This is a genomic window from Corynebacterium sp. (assembly GCF_012838985.1).
Classification (GTDB): domain Bacteria; phylum Actinomycetota; class Actinomycetes; order Mycobacteriales; family Mycobacteriaceae; genus Corynebacterium.
The window spans coordinates 1-17,385 of the sequence record NZ_DUOE01000149.1 but is presented as its reverse complement, the minus strand read 5'-3'; the positions used below and the strand labels follow the sequence as shown (position 1 = coordinate 17,385).

Genomic DNA, 17,385 nt, shown 5'->3' with positions numbered 1-17,385 from the left:
TGCCCGCGCTGATGGTACTGCACTCGGGAGGGTGTGGGAGAGTAGGTTGCCGCCGACGCTAAACAAAAAACAACTGAATATGCTGAGACAGCCCCGGGATCACTGTTGGTGATCCCGGGGCTGTTTTGTGCTTTCCCGTCGGAGTTCCCCTCCCGTCCGACAACAGGTAGCGTCAGGGCGGTCAGCAGCTGCCTTTACGCTGTTTCATCGGCAACTGGTCCCGAAGATCACGGCAGAACTTGGTGTTCCGTAGGCTTTGTACGGTTAGCTTTGTTCTTTGGAGCAGAAGATTTCAGGAGAAGACTACTCATCATGACAGACAACGGGTCCCAGGTGGCCGGGGAGAACGCCGGACAGGGCATCGAGTACGCCGCACGCGCCGTCAACCTGCACAAGCAGTACGGCGAGGGTGAGACGGCGGTGACCGCTCTGGATCACGTGAACGTCGCGTTCGCGAAGAATCAGTTCACCGCCATCATGGGTCCTTCGGGTTCCGGCAAGTCCACGCTCATGCACTGCATGGCGGGCCTGGATTCGGCCTCCTCGGGGTCGGCGCTCATCGGTGACACGGATCTGTCGCAGCTGCGCGACAAGGAGATGACAGCGCTGCGTCGTGACCGGCTGGGCTTCATCTTCCAGTCCTTCAACCTGGTTCCCACGCTGACGGCGGCGGAGAACATCACCCTCCCGTCGGACATCGCCGGCCGCAAGGTGGATGAGGCCTGGTTCAAGGAGATCACCACCCGTCTGGGTCTGGCCCAGCGACTCACCCACCGGCCGGCGGAGCTCTCCGGTGGACAGCAGCAGCGCGTGGCCTGCGCCCGTGCCCTGGTGTCGCGTCCGGAGATCATCTTCGGCGATGAGCCGACCGGCAACCTGGACTCGAACTCCGCCGCTGAGGTCCTCGACATCCTGCGGACGGCCGTCGACAAGGACGACCAGACCGTCGTCATCGTCACGCACGACGCCCGTGCCGCCTCCTACGCGGACCGCGTCGTGTTCCTGGCTGACGGCCGCCTGGTCAACGAACTCATCGACCCGTCCATGGACGAGATCCTCGCCGCCATGGCCGGCGTCGAGCACTAGGGGAGGCTGGGCGAACCAGTGGCGAAGAATTCGACCATGCGCAAGGTCAGCCTGCGCAACATCGCGGCGCACAAGCTGCGCCTCGCGCTGACGGTCCTGGCGGTCGTGCTGGGCACGGCCTTCATCTCCGGTGCCTTCATGTTCACCAACTCGCTGGACAGCACCTTCAAGTCCGCGGTGAGCAGCGCCTACGACGGTGTCGACGCCGTCGTGACCGCGGCCGAGGACCCGCCGGGCATCCCGGCGTCGCTGCGTGCCGACATCGCCTCCGATGAGGTGGTCAATGACGCGAACATCACGGCGTCGCAAAGCGTGGTGATGGCGAACGCCCAGGAGGAGCCCATCCAGGTCGGCCGGGGCACCTCCACCCTGTCGATCTGGTACGACCCGGAGCACGCCGTCGGCGCACAGCGCACGATCGTCGAGGGTGAGGCACCGACGCAGGGGGATGAGATCGCCCTCAACCGCCTCGGTGCCGAGAACTACGGTGTCTCGGTCGGCGACCGGCTGCTCGTCGTGGATCCCCAGGACCGCCACGAGATGACCGTCACCGGCATCTACGACGAGGAACTCGACGCGCGGACCTCCCTCACGGCCTACATGCCGGAGGACGCCTACCTGGAGCGCTACACGCTGGAGGGCACCGCCAGCACGCTCATCCTCTCCGCGGCGGAGGGCACCACCGACGAGGAGCTCGTCGCGCACCTGTCCGCGACCTACGAGGGCATCGAGGTCGAGACCGGTGACGCCCTCGCGGCCAAGCTCACGGAGACGATGTCGCAGGCGTTGTCGTTCGTCAACTACTTCCTCATCGCCTTCGGACTGGTGGCGCTGCTGGTGGGCACCTTCCTCATCGCGAACACCTTCTCCATGATCGTGGCGCAGCGCACCAAGGAGTTCGCGCTGCTGCGCGCCCTCGGCGCGGCCCGTGAGCAGATCACCCGTTCCGTGGTGTTCGAGGCCTTCATCGTCGGACTCATCGGCTCCGCGCTCGGCGTGCTCGCCGGCATCGGCCTCGTCGCCGCCATCAAGGGCGTCATGTCGTCGCAGGGCCTCGACCTGCCGGACTCGGGTCTGGGCTTGTCGACGTCCGCCGTGCTCGTCCCCGTCCTCCTGGGCACCCTGGTGACGATCGTCTCCGCGTGGATCCCGGCCCGCCGGGCAGGTGAGGTCAAGCCGGTCGAGGCGATGCGCTCCAGCGAGGGGTCCACGGATCAGCCGCTGCTGGTCCGCACGGTCATCGGCGCGCTGCTCATGGCCGTCGGTGCCGGGGCCGCCCTGGCCGGCGTGCTCCTCGACGGTTCCTCCACCTCGACGCGGGCGATCCTCGTCGGTGTCGGCGCCGTCGGCGTCATCGTCGGCTTCTTCTTCGCCAGCCCGGCGATGTCCCTGCCGATCGTCCCCACCCTGGGCCGCGTCATCGGACTGCCCTTCGGCGCGATCGGCCGACTCGCGTCCACCAACTCCCGCCGCAACCCGCGCCGCGCCGCGGCGACCGCCTTCGCGCTCACCCTCGGTGTCGCCCTGGTCACCGCGATCGGCATGCTCGGCGACACCATGAAGGCGTCGATCTCCGACGTCGTGGAGAACAACGTCTCCGCCGACTTCGTCCTCTCCGGGCCCACCAACTCCAGCTTCCCGACACCCGCCGGCACCCCCGACGCCGTCCGCGACGTCGAGGGCGTGGACAAGGTCCTCACCATGTCGTCGGCGCCGGTGTACGTCGACGGGGTGGCGTCGCAGAGCATGGGACCGCACTCGATGACCATGGTCATCGACGGTGACGTCTCCGACATGGCCCTCACCGAGGTCACCGAGGGCACCTCCGACCTGGGTGCCACCCCGGGTGTCCTGGCGACCACCGCCTTCGCGGAGAAGCAGGGCTGGAAGGTCGGCGACACCCTCGAGCTCACCGCCCCGGGCGTCGGCGCGGAGCCCCGGGAGATCCAGGTCGTCGGTCTCTTCGAGGAGAACAACATGATCCAGAACATGGTCATCTCCAAGGAGTCCGTCGACGGCATGCTGCCCCCGGGCGCCCTGGTGGTGAACATGGTCGGTGTCAACGGCGACGGCTCCCTCAGCGAGGATGACCTGCGCGCCAACCTCGAGGAGGCCGTCAAGGGCTTCATCGTCGTGCAGGTGATGAGCACCCAGGAGATGGCGGGCCAGGCCGGCCAGGCCATCGACATGATGCTCAACATCCTCTACGCGCTGCTCGCCTTGGCGGTCATCATCGCGGTGCTGGGCATCGTCAACACCCTCACCCTGGGCGTCATCGAGCGTCGCCAGGAGATCGGCATGCTCCGCGCCGTGGGTTCCCAGCGTCGCCAGGTCCGCACCATGATCACCCTCGAGGCCGTGCAGATCGCCGTCTTCGGCGCCGTCATGGGTATCCTCATCGGCCTCGGCCTGGGCTGGGCCTTCCTCGAGGTTCTGCGCGACCAGGGCCTGGACACCCTGTCCGTGCCGTGGGGACAGCTGCTGTGGATGCTCGCCGGCTCCGGCGTCGTCGGCGTGTTCGCCGCGATCTGGCCCGCCAACCGCGCGGCCAGGACCCCGCCGCTGGACGCCATCTCCGACTAAGGGAACAGCCCCGCCATCAGCCACGCCACCGCCACCCCGGCGGTGAGCGTGGCTGACGTGTATCCGGCCACGAGACGGAAACGACGGGCCTGCAGCAGCTCACCGATCTCCTTGGCCAGCGTCGACCATGTCGACAGGGCCCCCGCGAAGCCCGTGCCCAGCGCCAGGGCCGGCAGTCCGCCGATCCCGAGGACCGCGCCGAGCACGGTCACCGCCAGCAGGTTCGCGGTGAAGGTCCCGCGCAGACCACCGGGCCACACCGCCAGCGCCCAGCGGACGAGCCCGCCGAGGAAACCCCCGGCCCCGACCGCCCCGACGGTGAACAGGATCTCCGTCATGCGGCCCGCCCCCGCAGATCAGCGAGCAGATCGCCGAGGAACCAGGCGGCCACGCACCCACCGAGCGTGGCCACCACATACCCGGCCGCCGCCAGGGGAGTGGTGGTGGCGGTGAGGTGGGCGAACGTCGAGAAGCTGGTGAAACCACCCAGCACACCGCGCCCCCAGAAGGCCCCCGGACGCAGCCACCCCATGAGCAGACACCCCACGAGGTTCACCCCGAGCAGGGACAGTGGGCCCTCGAGGGCGAAGCGCGCGAGGGCGCCGAGAGCGGCACCGAGGCCGACGGAGGAGGCGTCGCGGAGCATGGCGGCGCATGTCGGTGACACTAACGCCACTCGGCTCCCTGGGCACGCATGTAGGCGGCGACCTCCTCCGGGGAGGCCCGCAGCCGCGGATCGAACTTGAGGTAGGCCTTCGTCTCGCGGGCCACCAGGCCGGAGAGGATCAGCAGGCCGATGAGGTTGGGCAGGGCCATGAGGCCGTTCGCGAGGTCAGAGAAGGACCACACGAGCTCCAGCTCCACCGTCGCGCCGAGGAACACCGTGAGGGTGAACAACAGACGGTAGGGGATCGTGCCGGCGCGGCCGACGAGGGACTCGAGGGAACGTTCGCCGTAGTAGGACCAGCCGATGAGGGTGGAGAAGGCGAAGAAGATGACCGACAGGGACACGAGGGTGCCGCCCCACTCGCCGGGCAGCGCCGCGGAGAAGGCGGCGGCGGTCATGGTGCCGGCGGACTCACGGCCGGTGTCCCACACCCCGGCGGTGACGATGACCAGGCCGGTGATGGTGACCACGATGAGGGTGTCGATGAACGTCTGCGTCATGGACACCAGGCCCTGGCGCACCGGGTGGGACGTCTTCGCGGCGGCCGCGGCGATGGCGGCTGAACCCATGCCGGACTCGTTGGAGAAGATGCCGCGGGCGACACCGAACTGGATGGCCAGCATGATGCCGGCGCCGACGAAACCGCCGGTGGCAGCGGTGCCGGTGAAGGCGTCGGTGATGATGAGCGCCAGGGCCGCGGGGATCTGGTCGATGTTGAGCACGAGGACGACGAGGCCGGCGGTGACGTAGAGGAGGATCATCATCGGCACGAAGGCGGCGGTGACCCGGCCGATGGCGCGGATGCCGCCGAGGAGCACGACACCGACGAAGACGAACATCACCGCACCGGAGATCACCGGGGAGAAGCCGAAGGTGCGCTCCACGTTGGAGGCCACCGCGTTGGCCTGCGTCAGGTTGCCGATGCCGAACGACGCTATCACCGCGAACAGGGCGAACAGGAATGCCAGCACCTGCCCCACCGGGCCGGAGATGCCCCGTTTGAGGTAGTACTGCGGGCCACCCGACTGCTCACCCTTCGCGTCGGTGGTGCGGAACCGCACGCCGAGGAACGCCTCCGTGTACTTCGAGGCCATGCCCACCAGACCGGTGACCCAGATCCAGAACAGCGCACCCGGACCGCCGACGGACAGGGCGGTGGCCACACCCACGATGTTGCCCACGCCGACGGTGGCGGCCAGGGCCGTGGTCAGCGCCTGGTAGTTGGAGATGTCGCCCTTGCCGGAGGTGTCGGAATGGTCGAGAAGCCCGTGCCGGAGGGCCCGCCCGAGGGTCCGGAACTGGATACCGCCCAGACGGATGGTGAGGTACAGGCCGGTGCCCAGGAGCAGGGGGATGAGGACGTACGGCCCCCACACCACCCCTCCGGCGGTGTCGAGTGCGTTCTGCAGCGATTCCATGGGATCAAGGTACTACCGGTCTGTGGCGTCGACCACACCGGGGTGGTGCCCCCTGCCGGGGGTGGGAACGGGCATCTTCCGGCGGCACCCGTGCGGGGACCCTGTGACGCGACGACAATGGATGTCACCGATGCCCGGAAACCACACGAACAGGATTTGAGACATGGCACACGAGCGCGCAGGCCAGCCGGCACGTCCCGAGGACCTCATCGACATCGCGGAACTGGTCACCGCCTACTACACCCGCGAGGTCGACGTCGACAACCCGGACCAGCAGGTCGCATTCGGCACCTCCGGTCACCGTGGCTCCTCCCTCGACAATGCCTTCAATGAGCAGCACATCTGGGCCACCACGCAGGCCATCGTCGACTACCGCCGGGAGAACAACATCGGCGGCCCCGTCTTCGTCGGCCGTGACCCGCACGCCCTCTCCGAGCCGGCGATGGTGTCCGCGCTGGAGGTGCTCATCGCCAACGGTGTCGCGGTGCTTGTCGACGACCGCGGGCGCTACACCCCGACCCCGGCGATCTCCCACGCGATCCTCGCGCACAACGCCGGCCTGGCGGGTGGCGTGACCGGCACCGACCCGAAGCGGGCGGACGGCATCGTCATCACCCCGTCCCACAACCCGCCGCGTGACGGTGGCTTCAAGTACAACCCGCCGTCCGGTGGCCCCGCGGACACCGACGCCACCGACTGGATCGCCGAGCGTGCGAACGGGTACCTGCGGGCCGGACTCCAGGGGGTGGAGCGCACCCCGGTCTCCGGTGTGCTGGATGAGCGTGCCGGGAAGTACAACTTCATGGACACCTACGTCAACGACCTGCCCAACGTCGTCGACATCACCGCCATCCGGGACTCCGGGCTGTCCATCGGCGCCGACCCGATGGGTGGTGCCTCCGTGGACTACTGGGGCGCCATCGCCGACACCCACAAGCTCAACCTCACCGTGGTCAACCCGGAGGTCGACGCCACCTGGCGTTTCATGACCCTGGACACCGATGGCAAGATCCGCATGGACTGCTCCTCCCCGGACGCCATGGCCTCGCTCATCGCCAACCGTGACCGCTACGACATCGCCACCGGCAACGACGCCGACGCCGACCGCCACGGCATCGTCACCCCGGACCACGGCCTGATGAACCCGAACCACTACCTCGCGGTGGCCATCGAGTACCTCTTCGCCAACCGCCCGGAGTGGGCGGCGGACACCGCCGTCGGCAAGACGCTGGTCTCCTCCTCCATGATCGACCGTGTCGTCGCCTCCCTGGGCCGGAAGCTCGTCGAGGTGCCGGTCGGCTTCAAGTGGTTCGTCCCGGGCCTCATCGACGGCTCCGTCGGCTTCGGCGGCGAGGAGTCCGCGGGTGCGTCCTTCCTGCGCCGCAACGGCCAGGTGTGGTCCACCGACAAGGACGGCCTCATCCTCGACCTGCTGGCCGCGGAGATCACCGCCGTCACCGGCAAGACCCCGTCCCAGCGCTACGCGGAGCTGGCCGCCGAGTACGGTGCCCCGGCCTACGCGCGCACCGACGCCGACGCCGACCGTGAGCAGAAGGCCATCCTCAAGGCCCTGTCCCCGGAGCAGGTCACCGCGACCGAGCTGGCCGGCGAGCCGATCACCGCGAAGCTCACCAACGCGCCGGGCAACGATGCAGCCATCGGCGGCCTCAAGGTGACCACCGAGAACGCCTGGTTCGCGGCCCGCCCCTCCGGCACCGAGGACAAGTACAAGATCTACGCCGAGTCCTTCAAGGGCGAGGAGCACCTGCGCCAGGTGCAGCAGGAGGCGCAGGCTGTGGTGAGCCAGGTGCTCGGCAAGTAGCAGCCTGTGATCTTGGCCCGCCCGCAGAATTCATGTGGGCCGGGAGTGGCGCGGTGGACTAAAGTACGTGGTTGTGTCCACCACCAAACATGCAGAGACGACGTCGGCCGTCGCCCGGGAGACCCCGGGCGGCGAGGCCGACGTCGCTGATTCAGCGGCCGAGTCCCGGACGGTGCGGCTGATCCTCGACGGCGTCAGTGCGTTCGCGCGCTTCTTCATGGCGTACATCTGGATCTCCGCCGGCATCCCGAAACTCAACGACCACCTCAACATGACGCAGGCCATCGCGGCCTACGAGATCTTCACCCCGTACTGGTCGGATGTCCTGGCGCGCCTCATCGGCCCGCTGGAGATCGCCGGTGGCGTCCTGCTGCTGCTGGGCATCTTCCTGCGGCCGGCGAGCAAGGTGGCCGCGTGGGTGATGGTGCTGTTCATCGTCGGTGTCGGCCAGGCCTGGCTGCGTGGGTTGAGCATCGACTGCGGCTGCTTCAACATCGAGCCGAACGTGGACCAGCTGGCCATGGACTACTTCGTCACCATCCTGCGTGACCTGGCGTTCCTGGCACTGACGCTGTGGACCGTCTACCGTCCCTTCCAGAGGTTCGCCCTCTATCCCTGACACATCCCGAAAAACCTAAGGATCAACAAGTGAGCAAGTCCACCAAGGTCTCCAACCCGAACGCCAAGGGCGGCAGTGGTTTCATCTGGGCCGTCGTGGCCATCATCGCCATCGCGGCGGTCGTGATCGGCTACATCGTCATGTCCGGCCAGGGCAAGAAGACCGAGCACCTCGCCGACCGGGAGCGGGTCGACGTCGCCTTCACCTCGGACTTCTCCGACAATGCCGTGACCCTCAAGTCCGACAACGTCAAGGCGGACGCCCCTGAGGTCGATCTCTACGAGGACTTCTCCTGCTCCTACTGCGGAAAGCTGGCGGAGAACACCGACGCCGACATGCAGGCCGCCATCGAGGCCGGTGACGTGGTGGTCAACGTCCGTACCCTGAACTTCCTGGACCGCGGCAACATCGACGGCCACTCCACCCGCGCCGCCGCCGCCGTCCTGGCCGTCGCCGAGGCCGGCGAGACCGACGTCTACTGGAACTACCGCGCCGTCCTCATGGAGGAGCAGGAGGACATCTACAACAAGTGGTCCAACGACGACTTCGCCAACGCGGCGAAGCATGTGGGTGCCTCCGACGCGGTCGTCGACAAGATCCGCTCCGGCGAGAACGTCGACGCCGCCAACTCCCTGGCCACCGCGAACGCCGACAAGCTCAACGAGGAGACCGGTTCCGTGTCCTCGCCGCGCGTCATCCGGGACGGCGAGGATGTCGTGGGTGAGAAGGGCGACATCAACCAGTGGCTGAAGATCCTCCTGGGCTAGTCACCACGTGCGGGCGCTTATCGACGATGCGTCGTCGATAAGCGTCTGACCAGGCGATTTGGAGCTTGAACGTGGTGCGGTGTACATTGAAACACGTTCCAACGGGGCTATGGCGCAGCTGGTAGCGCACCACACTGGCAGTGTGGGGGTCAGGGGTTCGAGTCCCCTTAGCTCCACGTGAATGAGAGGCTCACCTTCGGGTGGGCCTCTTCTCGTTTTCCGGGGTGGGGTGGGAGGCGATTTGGTGCTGTGCGGCTGCTCCGTGTACAGTGAAGCAAGTTCCAACGGGGCTATGGCGCAGCTGGTAGCGCACCACACTGGCAGTGTGGGGGTCAGGGGTTCGAGTCCCCTTAGCTCCACGTGAATGAGAGGCTCACCTTCGGGTGGGCCTCTTTTCCGTTGCGGGGTCGGTGACGGAGATCGCCTGATGCCCACCACTCGTCGCAGGCGTATCCGACGTAGTGTGGGATACACAAGTACGCATCAGCGTTGAACCGAACGAGGAGTCACCCCAGCATGTCCTTCAATGATGAAGTCTTCCGCACCCTGAGCACCGAGCAGTCCCTGGCCTACCTCGCCGACGTGCAGCCCGGCCGCGTGGTGATGCACCGCAAGGAAGAGCTCGAGATCTTCCCCGTCAACTTCGTCGTCGACGGTGAGGCGATCTACTTCCGTACCGCTGAGGGCGCCAAGCTGTTCACCCTCAACCTCAACCACGACGTCCTCTTCGAGGCCGACGGCCTCGAGGGCGGGACCGCCTGGTCCGTCATCGTCCGTGGCACCGCTGAGGTGCTGGAGAACTCCGCGGACGTCTCCCACGCGGATACCCTGGGGCTCAAGCCGTGGGCCCCGACCCTCAAGTACAACTGGGTGCGCATCACCGCCACCAGCATCTCCGGCCGCGAGTTCGAGGTCGGCGAGGAGCCGGAGCGTTACTAGACTCTCCTGCATGACTGAAGTTTTCACCAAGCAGCCCCGTGAGCTCCGATCCGCTGAGGCGGAGGCCGCGGGGCTGCGCTGGCTCCGGGAGGCCTCCGACGTCGTCGTGGAGGTCGTCTCCCTGGACACCGACGCCAACACCCTGCAGACCCGTCTCGTGCGCGAGGTGGGCCCCACCCAGGAGGCAGCCCGGCAGGCGGGCCGCGAGCTGGCCCGCATCCACCTGGCCGGCGCGGAGGCCTTCGGGGCCCCGCCGACCGGCTGGGAGGGACCGAACTACATCGGCACACAGGAACAGGAGTGCACGCCGACGGAGGACTGGGCCGACTTCTACGTGAACCAGCGGGTCCTGCCCTTCGCCCGGCGGGCGCAGGAGGCGGGCAACCTCGACGCCGACGGCCTGGCCGTGGTGGAGGAGGCGTGCGCGGCGGTCCTCGGGAAGCAGTGGGACGTGACGCCGGCGCGTATCCACGGCGACCTGTGGGCCGGGAACCTGCTCTTCACTGAAGGCGGGCCGGTGTTCATCGACCCGGCCGCCCACGGCGGGCACCCGCTGACGGACCTGGCGATGCTGTCACTGTTCGGGGTGGCGTTCCCGGACGATGTGTGGCGCGGCTACCGGGAGGTCACGCCGCTGCCGGAGGACTTCCGCGACCATTTCCCGATGCACCAGCTCCACCCCCTGGCGGTGCACGCCCTCACCCACGGGCGGGGCTACGCGCGTCCGCTCGTGCAGGCGGCGCGGGACACCCTGGAGAAGCTGGCCTAGCGCCACCACGTGTCGTGCGGGCCCGGCGGCAGGTGCCGCTTGTGCTGGCCGATACGCCACAGGTGCTCGATGCGTTCGCGGGCGGCGTCGGGGACGTCCTGCCCCTCGAGGTAGTCGTCGATGTGTTCGTAGGACACGCCCAGGGCCTCCTCGTCGGGGAGGGCGGGTCGGTCGTCCTCGAGGTCGGCGGTGGGGATCTTCTCCCACGTCGCCGGCGGAGCCTTGAGGTACTCGAGCATCTGCGCCCCCTGGCGCTTGTTCAGGCCGGTGAGCGGCATGATGTCGGCGGCGCCGTCACCGAACTTGGTGAAGAAGCCGGTGACGTTCTCCGCGGCCTGGTCGGAGCCGAGGACGAGCAGTGACTTCTCCCCGGCGATGGCGTACTGGGCGATCATGCGCTGGCGGGCCTTGACATTGCCGTTGTTGAAATCCCCCAGGGTGTCCTGTCCCAGGGCGGTGGCGACGGCCGTGCCCATCTGGCCGGTCGCGCCGGCGATGTTCACCGTCACACGGTGGTCGGGGCGGATGAAATCGAGCGCCATCTGGGCGTCGTCCTCGTCGAACTGCACGCCGTGGGGCAGGCGGACGGCCCAGAACTCGGCCTCCCCGCCCTCCTCACGGAGCTTCTCGACGGCCAACTGCGCCAACCTGCCTGCCAGGGTGGAGTCCTGGCCGCCGGAGATGCCGAGGACGTAGCCCTTCATGCCGGTCACCCGCAGGTAGTCGGCGAGGAAGTCGACGCGGGCGGTGACCTCCGCGGGGGCGTCGATAAGCGGCTTGACGTGGAGGGCGTCGATGATCTGCTTCTGGAGGGACATGCCCCGATCCTAGCCGCGTGCGTGGGTGCTAACCCATGTCGTAGTAGGCCACGTGCGTGCCACAGGTGAGACAGCGGAAAAGGAAGCCCGCGATCCAACCGTACTTGACCAGGTGTGGCAGCTCCTCGGCGGGCAGGCCGTAGTCGAGGAGCGACTGCTGCGCGTCCGGCAGCGACTGCAGGGTGTCCCAGCCCACCTCCCCGAGGAAGGCGGCGGCGTCCCCGCAGTGGGTCATCCACATCGCGTCCTGCCACGTACTGAAGCAGGGCGTCCGGTAGGCGAGTTCTTCCAGGCTCTCCGGGGGGATGGGCTCGTTCGTGTAGTCGCAGAAGGACACCTCCAGCTCCCGGGCCGCACGACCGGAGGAGATGCACCACGGGCACAGGAATTCCGGCCAGCTACGGGGCCCGTACACGGGGGCAATATAGTTCCAGCCGGTCTGCTCCCCGCAGCACTCGCAGACGGCGTCTGCGTCGGGCTCGACGGCGCGGGTGGCCACAGGGTCAGGGTGGTAGCGGAAGGAGGGGAGGGCACGTTCGGGGGACACGGTCCTGGCCCTAGTGCTGCGCGATGAGTTCCGCCCGGCGAGCGTTTTGGAGGTTGCCTGCGGCGTGGGGTAACATGTTCCCTCGTGTCATGGCCGGTAGGGCCATGTTGAGAAAGTCGCATCGTAACAACAGTCGCGCATACAGAAAGGAGCGCCCGATGAAGGTCCGCAAGTCGCTTCGGTCGCTGAAGAACAAGCCGGGCGCCCAGGTCGTGCGTCGCCGCGGCAAGGTCTACGTGATCAACAAGAAGGAGCCGCGCTTCAAGGCTCGCCAGGGCTAAGCGTCAGCTGCTGAGTGACCGTCCACCCCGTTGTCCCCGGACAGCGGCGGTGGGCGGTTCTCTTTTGTCCGGAACCGGTCGGGGAGGGGACAGAAGCTTACCGGGGAATATAACAATACGGTAACGGGCCGGTGCTGAAGTGGGGAAATGACACCGTTGTGGTTTCACGCGTGTGGTTCGGTCGTGGGGGATGGGTCAACATGTGGGCCGGGTCTGGCGGGTGTCCTGGGAATATCATCGGTGTAACTACTATATGTAGTGCTAGTTGCGGTGGTTGACCACAAAGTATAGTGTCGTTGGTACCGCCGCCGGACCGGGCAGACACCCCGTCCAGCGCCTTCACACCGAGAGACTGTCCGAGAGAATGAGGTCCACTCCCATGTCCATCACCCTCTACACCAAGCCCGCCTGCGTCCAGTGCAAGGCCACCGAGAAGGCCCTCGACCGTGCCGGCCTGTCGTACGAGACCGTGGACATCAGCCTCGACGATGAGGCCCGTGACTACGTCCTCGCCCTCGGTTACCTCCAGGCTCCGGTCGTCGAGGCCAACGGCGAGCACTGGTCCGGCTTCCGCCCGGAGCGCATCAGCAGCCTCGCTGCCGTCGTCGCTTAAGTCCCGGCCCCGGATCGGCCCGCCGGGAGTCGGGTCCGACCACGCGCGCCGTGCAACCCGCCCACCCTGCCGCCCACGAGACACTGGGCGGCTTTTCACGCTCCTGGAAGGGAAGTGAATCGAAGATGCTCGTCGTGTACTTCTCATCCGTGACGGAGAACACGCGTCGCTTCGTCGAGAAGCTGGATCTGCCCAACGTACGGATCCCGCTCTACCGCAACGAGGAACCGCTCATCGTCAACGAGCCCTACGTGCTCGTCTGCCCGACGTACGGGGGAGGTGCCTCCATGACGCACCAGAACTCCCGCCCTGTCCCGGTGCAGGTGATCCGCTTCCTCAACAACGAGCACAACCGCAGCCTCATCCGCGCGGTCGTCGCCGGAGGCAACTCCAATTTCGGCCGGGACTTCGGTCTCGCCGGGGAGATCATCTCCCAGAAGTGCAGCGTGCCCTACGTGTACCGCTTCGAGCTGATGGGCAACTCCGAGGATGTGCGTATCCTGCGGGAGGGGCTCCTCACCAACGCGGAGGCTCTCGGACTGACACCCGGGACATCTCAGACGCCGCAACCAGCCACGTGCTGACGCCCCTGTCCACCCTCAAGAAAGGCCTGAAGAAGCTTTGACCACGACGACCTCCGAGCACGCCACCTCCCAGGAGGAGCAGCTCGACTACCACGCTCTCAACGCGCTGCTGAACCTCTACGACGAGAACGGTCAGATCCAGTTCGACAAGGACCGGGAAGCGGCCAACCAGTACTTCCTGCAGCACGTCAACCAGAACACCGTGTACTTCCACGACCTGGACGAGAAGCTGAAGTACCTCGTGGACAACAAGTACTACGAGCCGGAGGTCCTCGAGGCCTACGACTACGAGTTCATCAAGTCGCTGTTCCAGCGGGCCTACTCCTACAAGTTCCGCTTCCCGACGTTCCTCGGCGCGTACAAGTACTACACCTCGTACACCCTGAAGACCTTCGACGGTCGCCGTTACCTCGAGCGCTTCGAGGACCGCGTCACCATGACCGCGCTGTTCCTCGCCGACGGCAACCGTGAGCTGGCCGAGAACCTCGTCGACGAGATCCTCACCGGCCGCTTCCAGCCGGCCACCCCGACCTTCCTCAACGCCGGCAAGGCCCAGCGCGGAGAGCTCGTCTCCTGCTTCCTCCTCCGCATCGAGGACAACATGGAGTCCATCGGCCGCGCCATCAACTCCGCCCTGCAGCTGTCCAAGCGCGGCGGCGGCGTCGCCCTGCTCCTGTCGAACCTGCGTGAGGCCGGCGCCCCGATCAAGCACATCGAGAACCAGTCCTCCGGTGTCATCCCCGTGATGAAGCTCCTCGAGGACTCCTTCTCCTACGCCAACCAGCTCGGCGCCCGCCAGGGTGCCGGCGCGGTGTACCTCAACGCGCACCACCCGGACATCATGCGCTTCCTCGACACCAAGCGTGAGAACGCCGACGAGAAGATCCGCATCAAGACCCTCTCCCTCGGTGTGGTCATCCCGGACATCACCTTTGATCTGGCCCGTCGCAACGACGACATGTACCTGTTCTCCCCGTACGACGTGGAGCGCATCTACGGCAAGCCCTTCGGCGACATCTCCGTCTCCGAGCTCTACGACGAGATGGTCGAGGACCCGCGGATCCGCAAGACCAAGATCAACGCCCGCCACTTCTTCCAGACCCTGGCGGAGATCCAGTTCGAGTCCGGCTACCCGTACATCATGTTCGAGGACACGGTCAACGCCGCGAACCCGATCGACGGCCGCATCAACATGTCCAACCTGTGCTCCGAGATCCTGCAGGTCAACACCCCCTCGACCTACCACGAGGATCTCTCCTACGAGACCATCGGCGAGGACATCTCCTGCAACCTGGGCTCCATGAACGTCGCCCTGGCGATGGACTCCCCGGACTTCGGCAAGACGGTCGAGACCGCCATCCGCGGCCTCACCTCCGTCGCCGAGTTCACCAGCATCGACTCCGTCCCGTCGATCCGCGAGGGCAACAAGGCCTCCCACGCCATCGGCCTGGGACAGATGAACCTGCACGGCTACCTCGGCCGCGAGCACATCTACTACGGCTCCGAGGAAGGCCTCGACTTCACCAACGCCTACTTCGCGGCCGTGCTGTACCAGGCGCTGCGGGCCTCCAACAAGCTGGCCAAGGAGCGCGGCGAGAAGTTCGTCGGCTTCGAGAAGTCCAAGTACGCCGACGGCAGCTACTTCGACGGCTTCGACCCAGCCGACTTCGCACCGAAGACCGAGAAGGTCAAGGGCCTGTTCGAGAAGTCCACCGCGCACGTCCCCACCGCGGAGGACTGGGCCGACCTCAAGGCCGAGGTCATGGAGCACGGCCTCTTCAACCGCAACCTGCAGGCCGTCCCGCCGACCGGCTCGATCTCCTACATCAACAACTCGACCTCCTCGATCCACCCGATCGCGTCGAAGATCGAGATCCGCAAGGAAGGCAAGATCGGCCGCGTCTACTACCCGGCCCCGCACATGGACAACGAGAACCTGGACTACTTCCAGGACTCGTACGAGATCGGCTACGAGAAGATCATCGACACCTACGCCGTGGCCACGAAGTACGTCGACCAGGGACTGTCCCTGACGCTGTTCTTCAAGGACACCGCCACCACGCGTGACATCAACCGCGCGCAGATCTACGCATGGCGCAAGGGCATCAAGACCCTGTACTACATCCGCCTGCGTCAGGTCGCCCTCACGGGCACCGAGATCGAGGGCTGCGTCTCCTGCATGCTCTAGGCGAATGAGAAGGCGCGGACCCCGGGAACGGGGTCCGCGCCTTCGTCGTTGACGCACGGGGGCGTCGGCAAGCGGATCAGTAGTCGTCGATGAACATCTGCGCGACCTCGGTGAGCAGCTGACGGGACTGCTCCTCCGCGGAGGCCTCGTCGCCCTCGGCGATGGCCCGGGCCAGCTGCTCATGCGCGGTCAGGGCGGCGGGCGCGGGATCCGCCGGCTGCATGCCGTAACGGGTGCGACCGTGGAGGACACTGAGCAGGGAGGGGGCGAGGGCGGCGAACATCGCGTTGCCCGACGCCTCGAGGAGCAGGTTGTGGAAGCGACTGTCGGCCTCGAGGAACTCCTGGGAGGCCCCGCCCCCGGACGCACCGAGCTCACGCAGACGCGCAGCCAGACCCACCAGCTCCTCCTTCTGGGCCACGGTGCCGTTACGGGCGGCCAGGCGGGCCGCCTGCGGCTCGATGCCGGTCCGCAGCTGGTTGAGGGAACGCAGCTGCGAGCGACGCTCAGTCGGGCACGCCAGACGCCAGTCGATGATCGACTGGTCGAAGACGGCCCACGAGGCACGGGGACGGACGGTGATGCCGACGCGCCGGGAGGAGGACACCAGGCCGAGCTGCTCGAGGGCACGCATGACCTCGCGGGCGACGGTGCGGGAGATATCGAAACGGTTGGACAGGTCCTGCAGGGTGAAGGTGCGGCCCTCCGGCAGCGTTCCGGAGATGATGTCGCGCCCGAGCTCGTCCAGGACATTGTCCAGCAGCGGGGCGGCTGGGGTGCGTTGTGGCTCGGTCATGACTACGGGTTCCTTTGGCTGCCGGGGAAACACATTATTAGTCATTCTAAACGCTCTGAGGTCCGGTATCCCAGGTAATTCCCACAAATCGGGGGATTCATTCTCTGGTGTCCGATCAGCGGAACATTCCGATTCGGGGGTGAACGGGAGTGTCGGGGCGGAGGCTGCCCCCGGAAGGCCTATATATAAGGAATCATCCGGCGGGCGGAGGGGGTGCCGGCCCCGGAGATGTCCGGTGGGCGCCGGTGGACGTATGCCGCGCCGGATTAGTTCCCGACACGGGAGACTATACGAAAGGTTGAGCCCGGCCGGGGGTAGTGGAGAGTTCCCGGGAATTGCGAGGAATGTCAATGTCCCAGTTCGCAACCGTGGCCCGGATCACAATTTTCGGGGGTGGGCTCCGTTCTCGGGTGGATTCGCCCCGAATTGCCGTTATCCTTGCGGTTTGTAGGGCCGGTGGGGTTACACTGGCTTACGTCTCCAGCTCCTATTGGGCTGGAATAATCTCTTACGCGTCCTTTAAGATGAGGCGCAGTAAAAGCTTGACGGTCCGTGTCGTGCGGACTGTCTCGTAGTCAGGAGGAACTATGACCGCAGTGGCGCCAAGGCTCGATGATTACATCGAGCCGACTCGCCCTCAGCCGACAGGCCTTGACCGTAAGGGGTCTCGCGCCTGGGACATGCTGATCACCACCGACCACAAGCAGCTGGGCATTTACTACATCATCATGTCCTTCAGCTTCTTCTTCCTCGGCGGCCTTATGGCCCTGCTGATCCGCGCGGAGCTCTTCTCCCCGGGTCTGCAGTTCCTGTCGAACGAGCAGTTCAACCAGCTGTTCACCATGCACGGCACCGTGATGCTGCTGCTGTTCGGTACGCCGATTGTCT

The 17,385-nt window shown here is 66.5% G+C and carries 18 protein-coding genes and 2 tRNA genes; 14 read left to right on the top strand and 6 right to left on the bottom strand.

The features are described from left to right. The first annotated feature begins 312 nt into the window (after nucleotides 1-312). Nucleotides 313-1,086, top strand: a complete 774-nt coding sequence (locus GXZ33_RS08565; protein WP_291340506.1) for an ABC transporter ATP-binding protein — start codon at nucleotides 313-315, stop codon at nucleotides 1,084-1,086. Between the two features lie 36 nt (nucleotides 1,087-1,122). After that, nucleotides 1,123-3,669, top strand: coding sequence for an ABC transporter permease (locus GXZ33_RS08560; protein ID WP_291340504.1), 2,547 nt, complete (start codon nucleotides 1,123-1,125; stop codon nucleotides 3,667-3,669). Here the strand turns inward: GXZ33_RS08560 and GXZ33_RS08555 are convergent. Genes GXZ33_RS08555 through GXZ33_RS08545 form a run of 3 tightly spaced genes read right to left on the bottom strand, consistent with a single transcriptional unit; the run spans nucleotide 3,666 to nucleotide 5,754 of the window. Then, nucleotides 3,666-4,007 (bottom strand): CrcB family protein, encoded by a 342-nt coding sequence (locus tag GXZ33_RS08555; RefSeq protein ID WP_291340502.1) that lies wholly within the window; start codon nucleotides 4,005-4,007, stop codon nucleotides 3,666-3,668. The genes GXZ33_RS08560 and GXZ33_RS08555 overlap by 4 nt on opposite strands. After that, nucleotides 4,004-4,315: a fluoride efflux transporter family protein gene (locus tag GXZ33_RS08550; protein ID WP_291340509.1), complete on the bottom strand. Its 312-nt coding sequence runs from the start codon at nucleotides 4,313-4,315 to the stop codon at nucleotides 4,004-4,006. The genes GXZ33_RS08555 and GXZ33_RS08550 overlap by 4 nt, the downstream gene beginning before the upstream one ends. A 20-nt stretch (nucleotides 4,316-4,335) precedes the next feature. Next, a complete protein-coding gene (locus GXZ33_RS08545; RefSeq protein WP_291340500.1) occupies nucleotides 4,336-5,754 on the bottom strand; it encodes a sodium:alanine symporter family protein in 1,419 nt (472 codons plus the stop codon). Between the two features lie 163 nt (nucleotides 5,755-5,917). Between GXZ33_RS08545 and pgm the strand changes: the two genes are divergently transcribed. The 7 genes from pgm (at nucleotide 5,918) to GXZ33_RS08510 (ending at nucleotide 10,670) form a co-directional block, all read left to right on the top strand. Continuing rightward, nucleotides 5,918-7,576, top strand: coding sequence for a phosphoglucomutase (alpha-D-glucose-1,6-bisphosphate-dependent) (gene pgm / locus GXZ33_RS08540; protein ID WP_291340498.1), 1,659 nt, complete (start codon nucleotides 5,918-5,920; stop codon nucleotides 7,574-7,576). Nucleotides 7,577-7,754: 178 nt separating this feature from the next. Continuing rightward, entirely contained in the window at nucleotides 7,755-8,195 is a 441-nt protein-coding gene (locus GXZ33_RS08535) for a MauE/DoxX family redox-associated membrane protein (protein ID WP_291340508.1), read from the top strand. Between the two features lie 29 nt (nucleotides 8,196-8,224). Next, on the top strand, nucleotides 8,225-8,962 hold the full coding sequence (locus GXZ33_RS08530) for a thioredoxin domain-containing protein (RefSeq protein WP_291340496.1): 738 nt from the start codon (nucleotides 8,225-8,227) through the stop codon (nucleotides 8,960-8,962). Between the two features lie 103 nt (nucleotides 8,963-9,065). Continuing rightward, a tRNA-Ala gene (locus GXZ33_RS08525) sits at nucleotides 9,066-9,138 on the top strand. A gap of 110 nt (nucleotides 9,139-9,248) precedes the next feature. Continuing rightward, a tRNA-Ala gene (locus GXZ33_RS08520) sits at nucleotides 9,249-9,321 on the top strand. Between the two features lie 157 nt (nucleotides 9,322-9,478). Continuing rightward, entirely contained in the window at nucleotides 9,479-9,901 is a 423-nt protein-coding gene (locus GXZ33_RS08515) for a pyridoxamine 5'-phosphate oxidase family protein (protein WP_291340494.1), read from the top strand. 10 nt (nucleotides 9,902-9,911) lie between these two features. Next, a complete protein-coding gene (locus tag GXZ33_RS08510) occupies nucleotides 9,912-10,670 on the top strand; it encodes a fructosamine kinase family protein (RefSeq protein WP_291340492.1) in 759 nt (252 codons plus the stop codon). Here the strand turns inward: GXZ33_RS08510 and nadE are convergent. Next, nucleotides 10,667-11,488 carry an ammonia-dependent NAD(+) synthetase gene (gene nadE / locus GXZ33_RS08505; RefSeq protein WP_291340491.1) on the bottom strand — a complete coding sequence of 274 codons (822 nt, stop codon included), beginning with the start codon at nucleotides 11,486-11,488 and terminating at the stop codon, nucleotides 10,667-10,669. The genes GXZ33_RS08510 and nadE overlap by 4 nt on opposite strands. 28 nt (nucleotides 11,489-11,516) lie before the next feature. After that, the gene (locus GXZ33_RS08500; protein ID WP_291340490.1) at nucleotides 11,517-12,035 is read right to left on the bottom strand and encodes a CbrC family protein; all 519 of its coding nucleotides are present in this window, start codon (nucleotides 12,033-12,035) and stop codon (nucleotides 11,517-11,519) included. Nucleotides 12,036-12,193: 158 nt separating this feature from the next. Here GXZ33_RS08500 and ykgO point away from each other — a divergent pair, with 158 nt between their 5' ends. The 4 genes from ykgO to nrdE all read left to right on the top strand — a co-directional run bounded on the left by ykgO (nucleotide 12,194) and on the right by nrdE (nucleotide 15,701). After that, complete coding sequence (ykgO, locus tag GXZ33_RS08495) at nucleotides 12,194-12,316, top strand: type B 50S ribosomal protein L36 (protein ID WP_005511141.1); 123 nt, start codon at nucleotides 12,194-12,196, stop codon at nucleotides 12,314-12,316. 379 nt (nucleotides 12,317-12,695) lie between these two features. After that, the gene (gene nrdH / locus GXZ33_RS08490) at nucleotides 12,696-12,929 is read left to right on the top strand and encodes a glutaredoxin-like protein NrdH (protein WP_040086635.1); all 234 of its coding nucleotides are present in this window, start codon (nucleotides 12,696-12,698) and stop codon (nucleotides 12,927-12,929) included. A gap of 125 nt (nucleotides 12,930-13,054) precedes the next feature. Further along, nucleotides 13,055-13,513, top strand: a complete 459-nt coding sequence (gene nrdI, locus GXZ33_RS08485) for a class Ib ribonucleoside-diphosphate reductase assembly flavoprotein NrdI (RefSeq protein ID WP_291340437.1) — start codon at nucleotides 13,055-13,057, stop codon at nucleotides 13,511-13,513. A gap of 37 nt (nucleotides 13,514-13,550) precedes the next feature. Continuing rightward, the gene (gene nrdE, locus GXZ33_RS08480; protein WP_291340435.1) at nucleotides 13,551-15,701 is read left to right on the top strand and encodes a class 1b ribonucleoside-diphosphate reductase subunit alpha; all 2,151 of its coding nucleotides are present in this window, start codon (nucleotides 13,551-13,553) and stop codon (nucleotides 15,699-15,701) included. A gap of 76 nt (nucleotides 15,702-15,777) precedes the next feature. On the opposite strand, the gene GXZ33_RS08475 is transcribed toward nrdE, so the two are convergent. Further along, nucleotides 15,778-16,497, bottom strand: coding sequence for an FCD domain-containing protein (locus tag GXZ33_RS08475; protein ID WP_291340433.1), 720 nt, complete (start codon nucleotides 16,495-16,497; stop codon nucleotides 15,778-15,780). A gap of 587 nt (nucleotides 16,498-17,084) precedes the next feature. Between GXZ33_RS08475 and GXZ33_RS08470 the strand changes: the two genes are divergently transcribed. Further along, a partial coding sequence (locus tag GXZ33_RS08470; protein ID WP_291340431.1) for a cbb3-type cytochrome c oxidase subunit I occupies nucleotides 17,085-17,385 on the top strand: 301 nt, incomplete at its 3' end.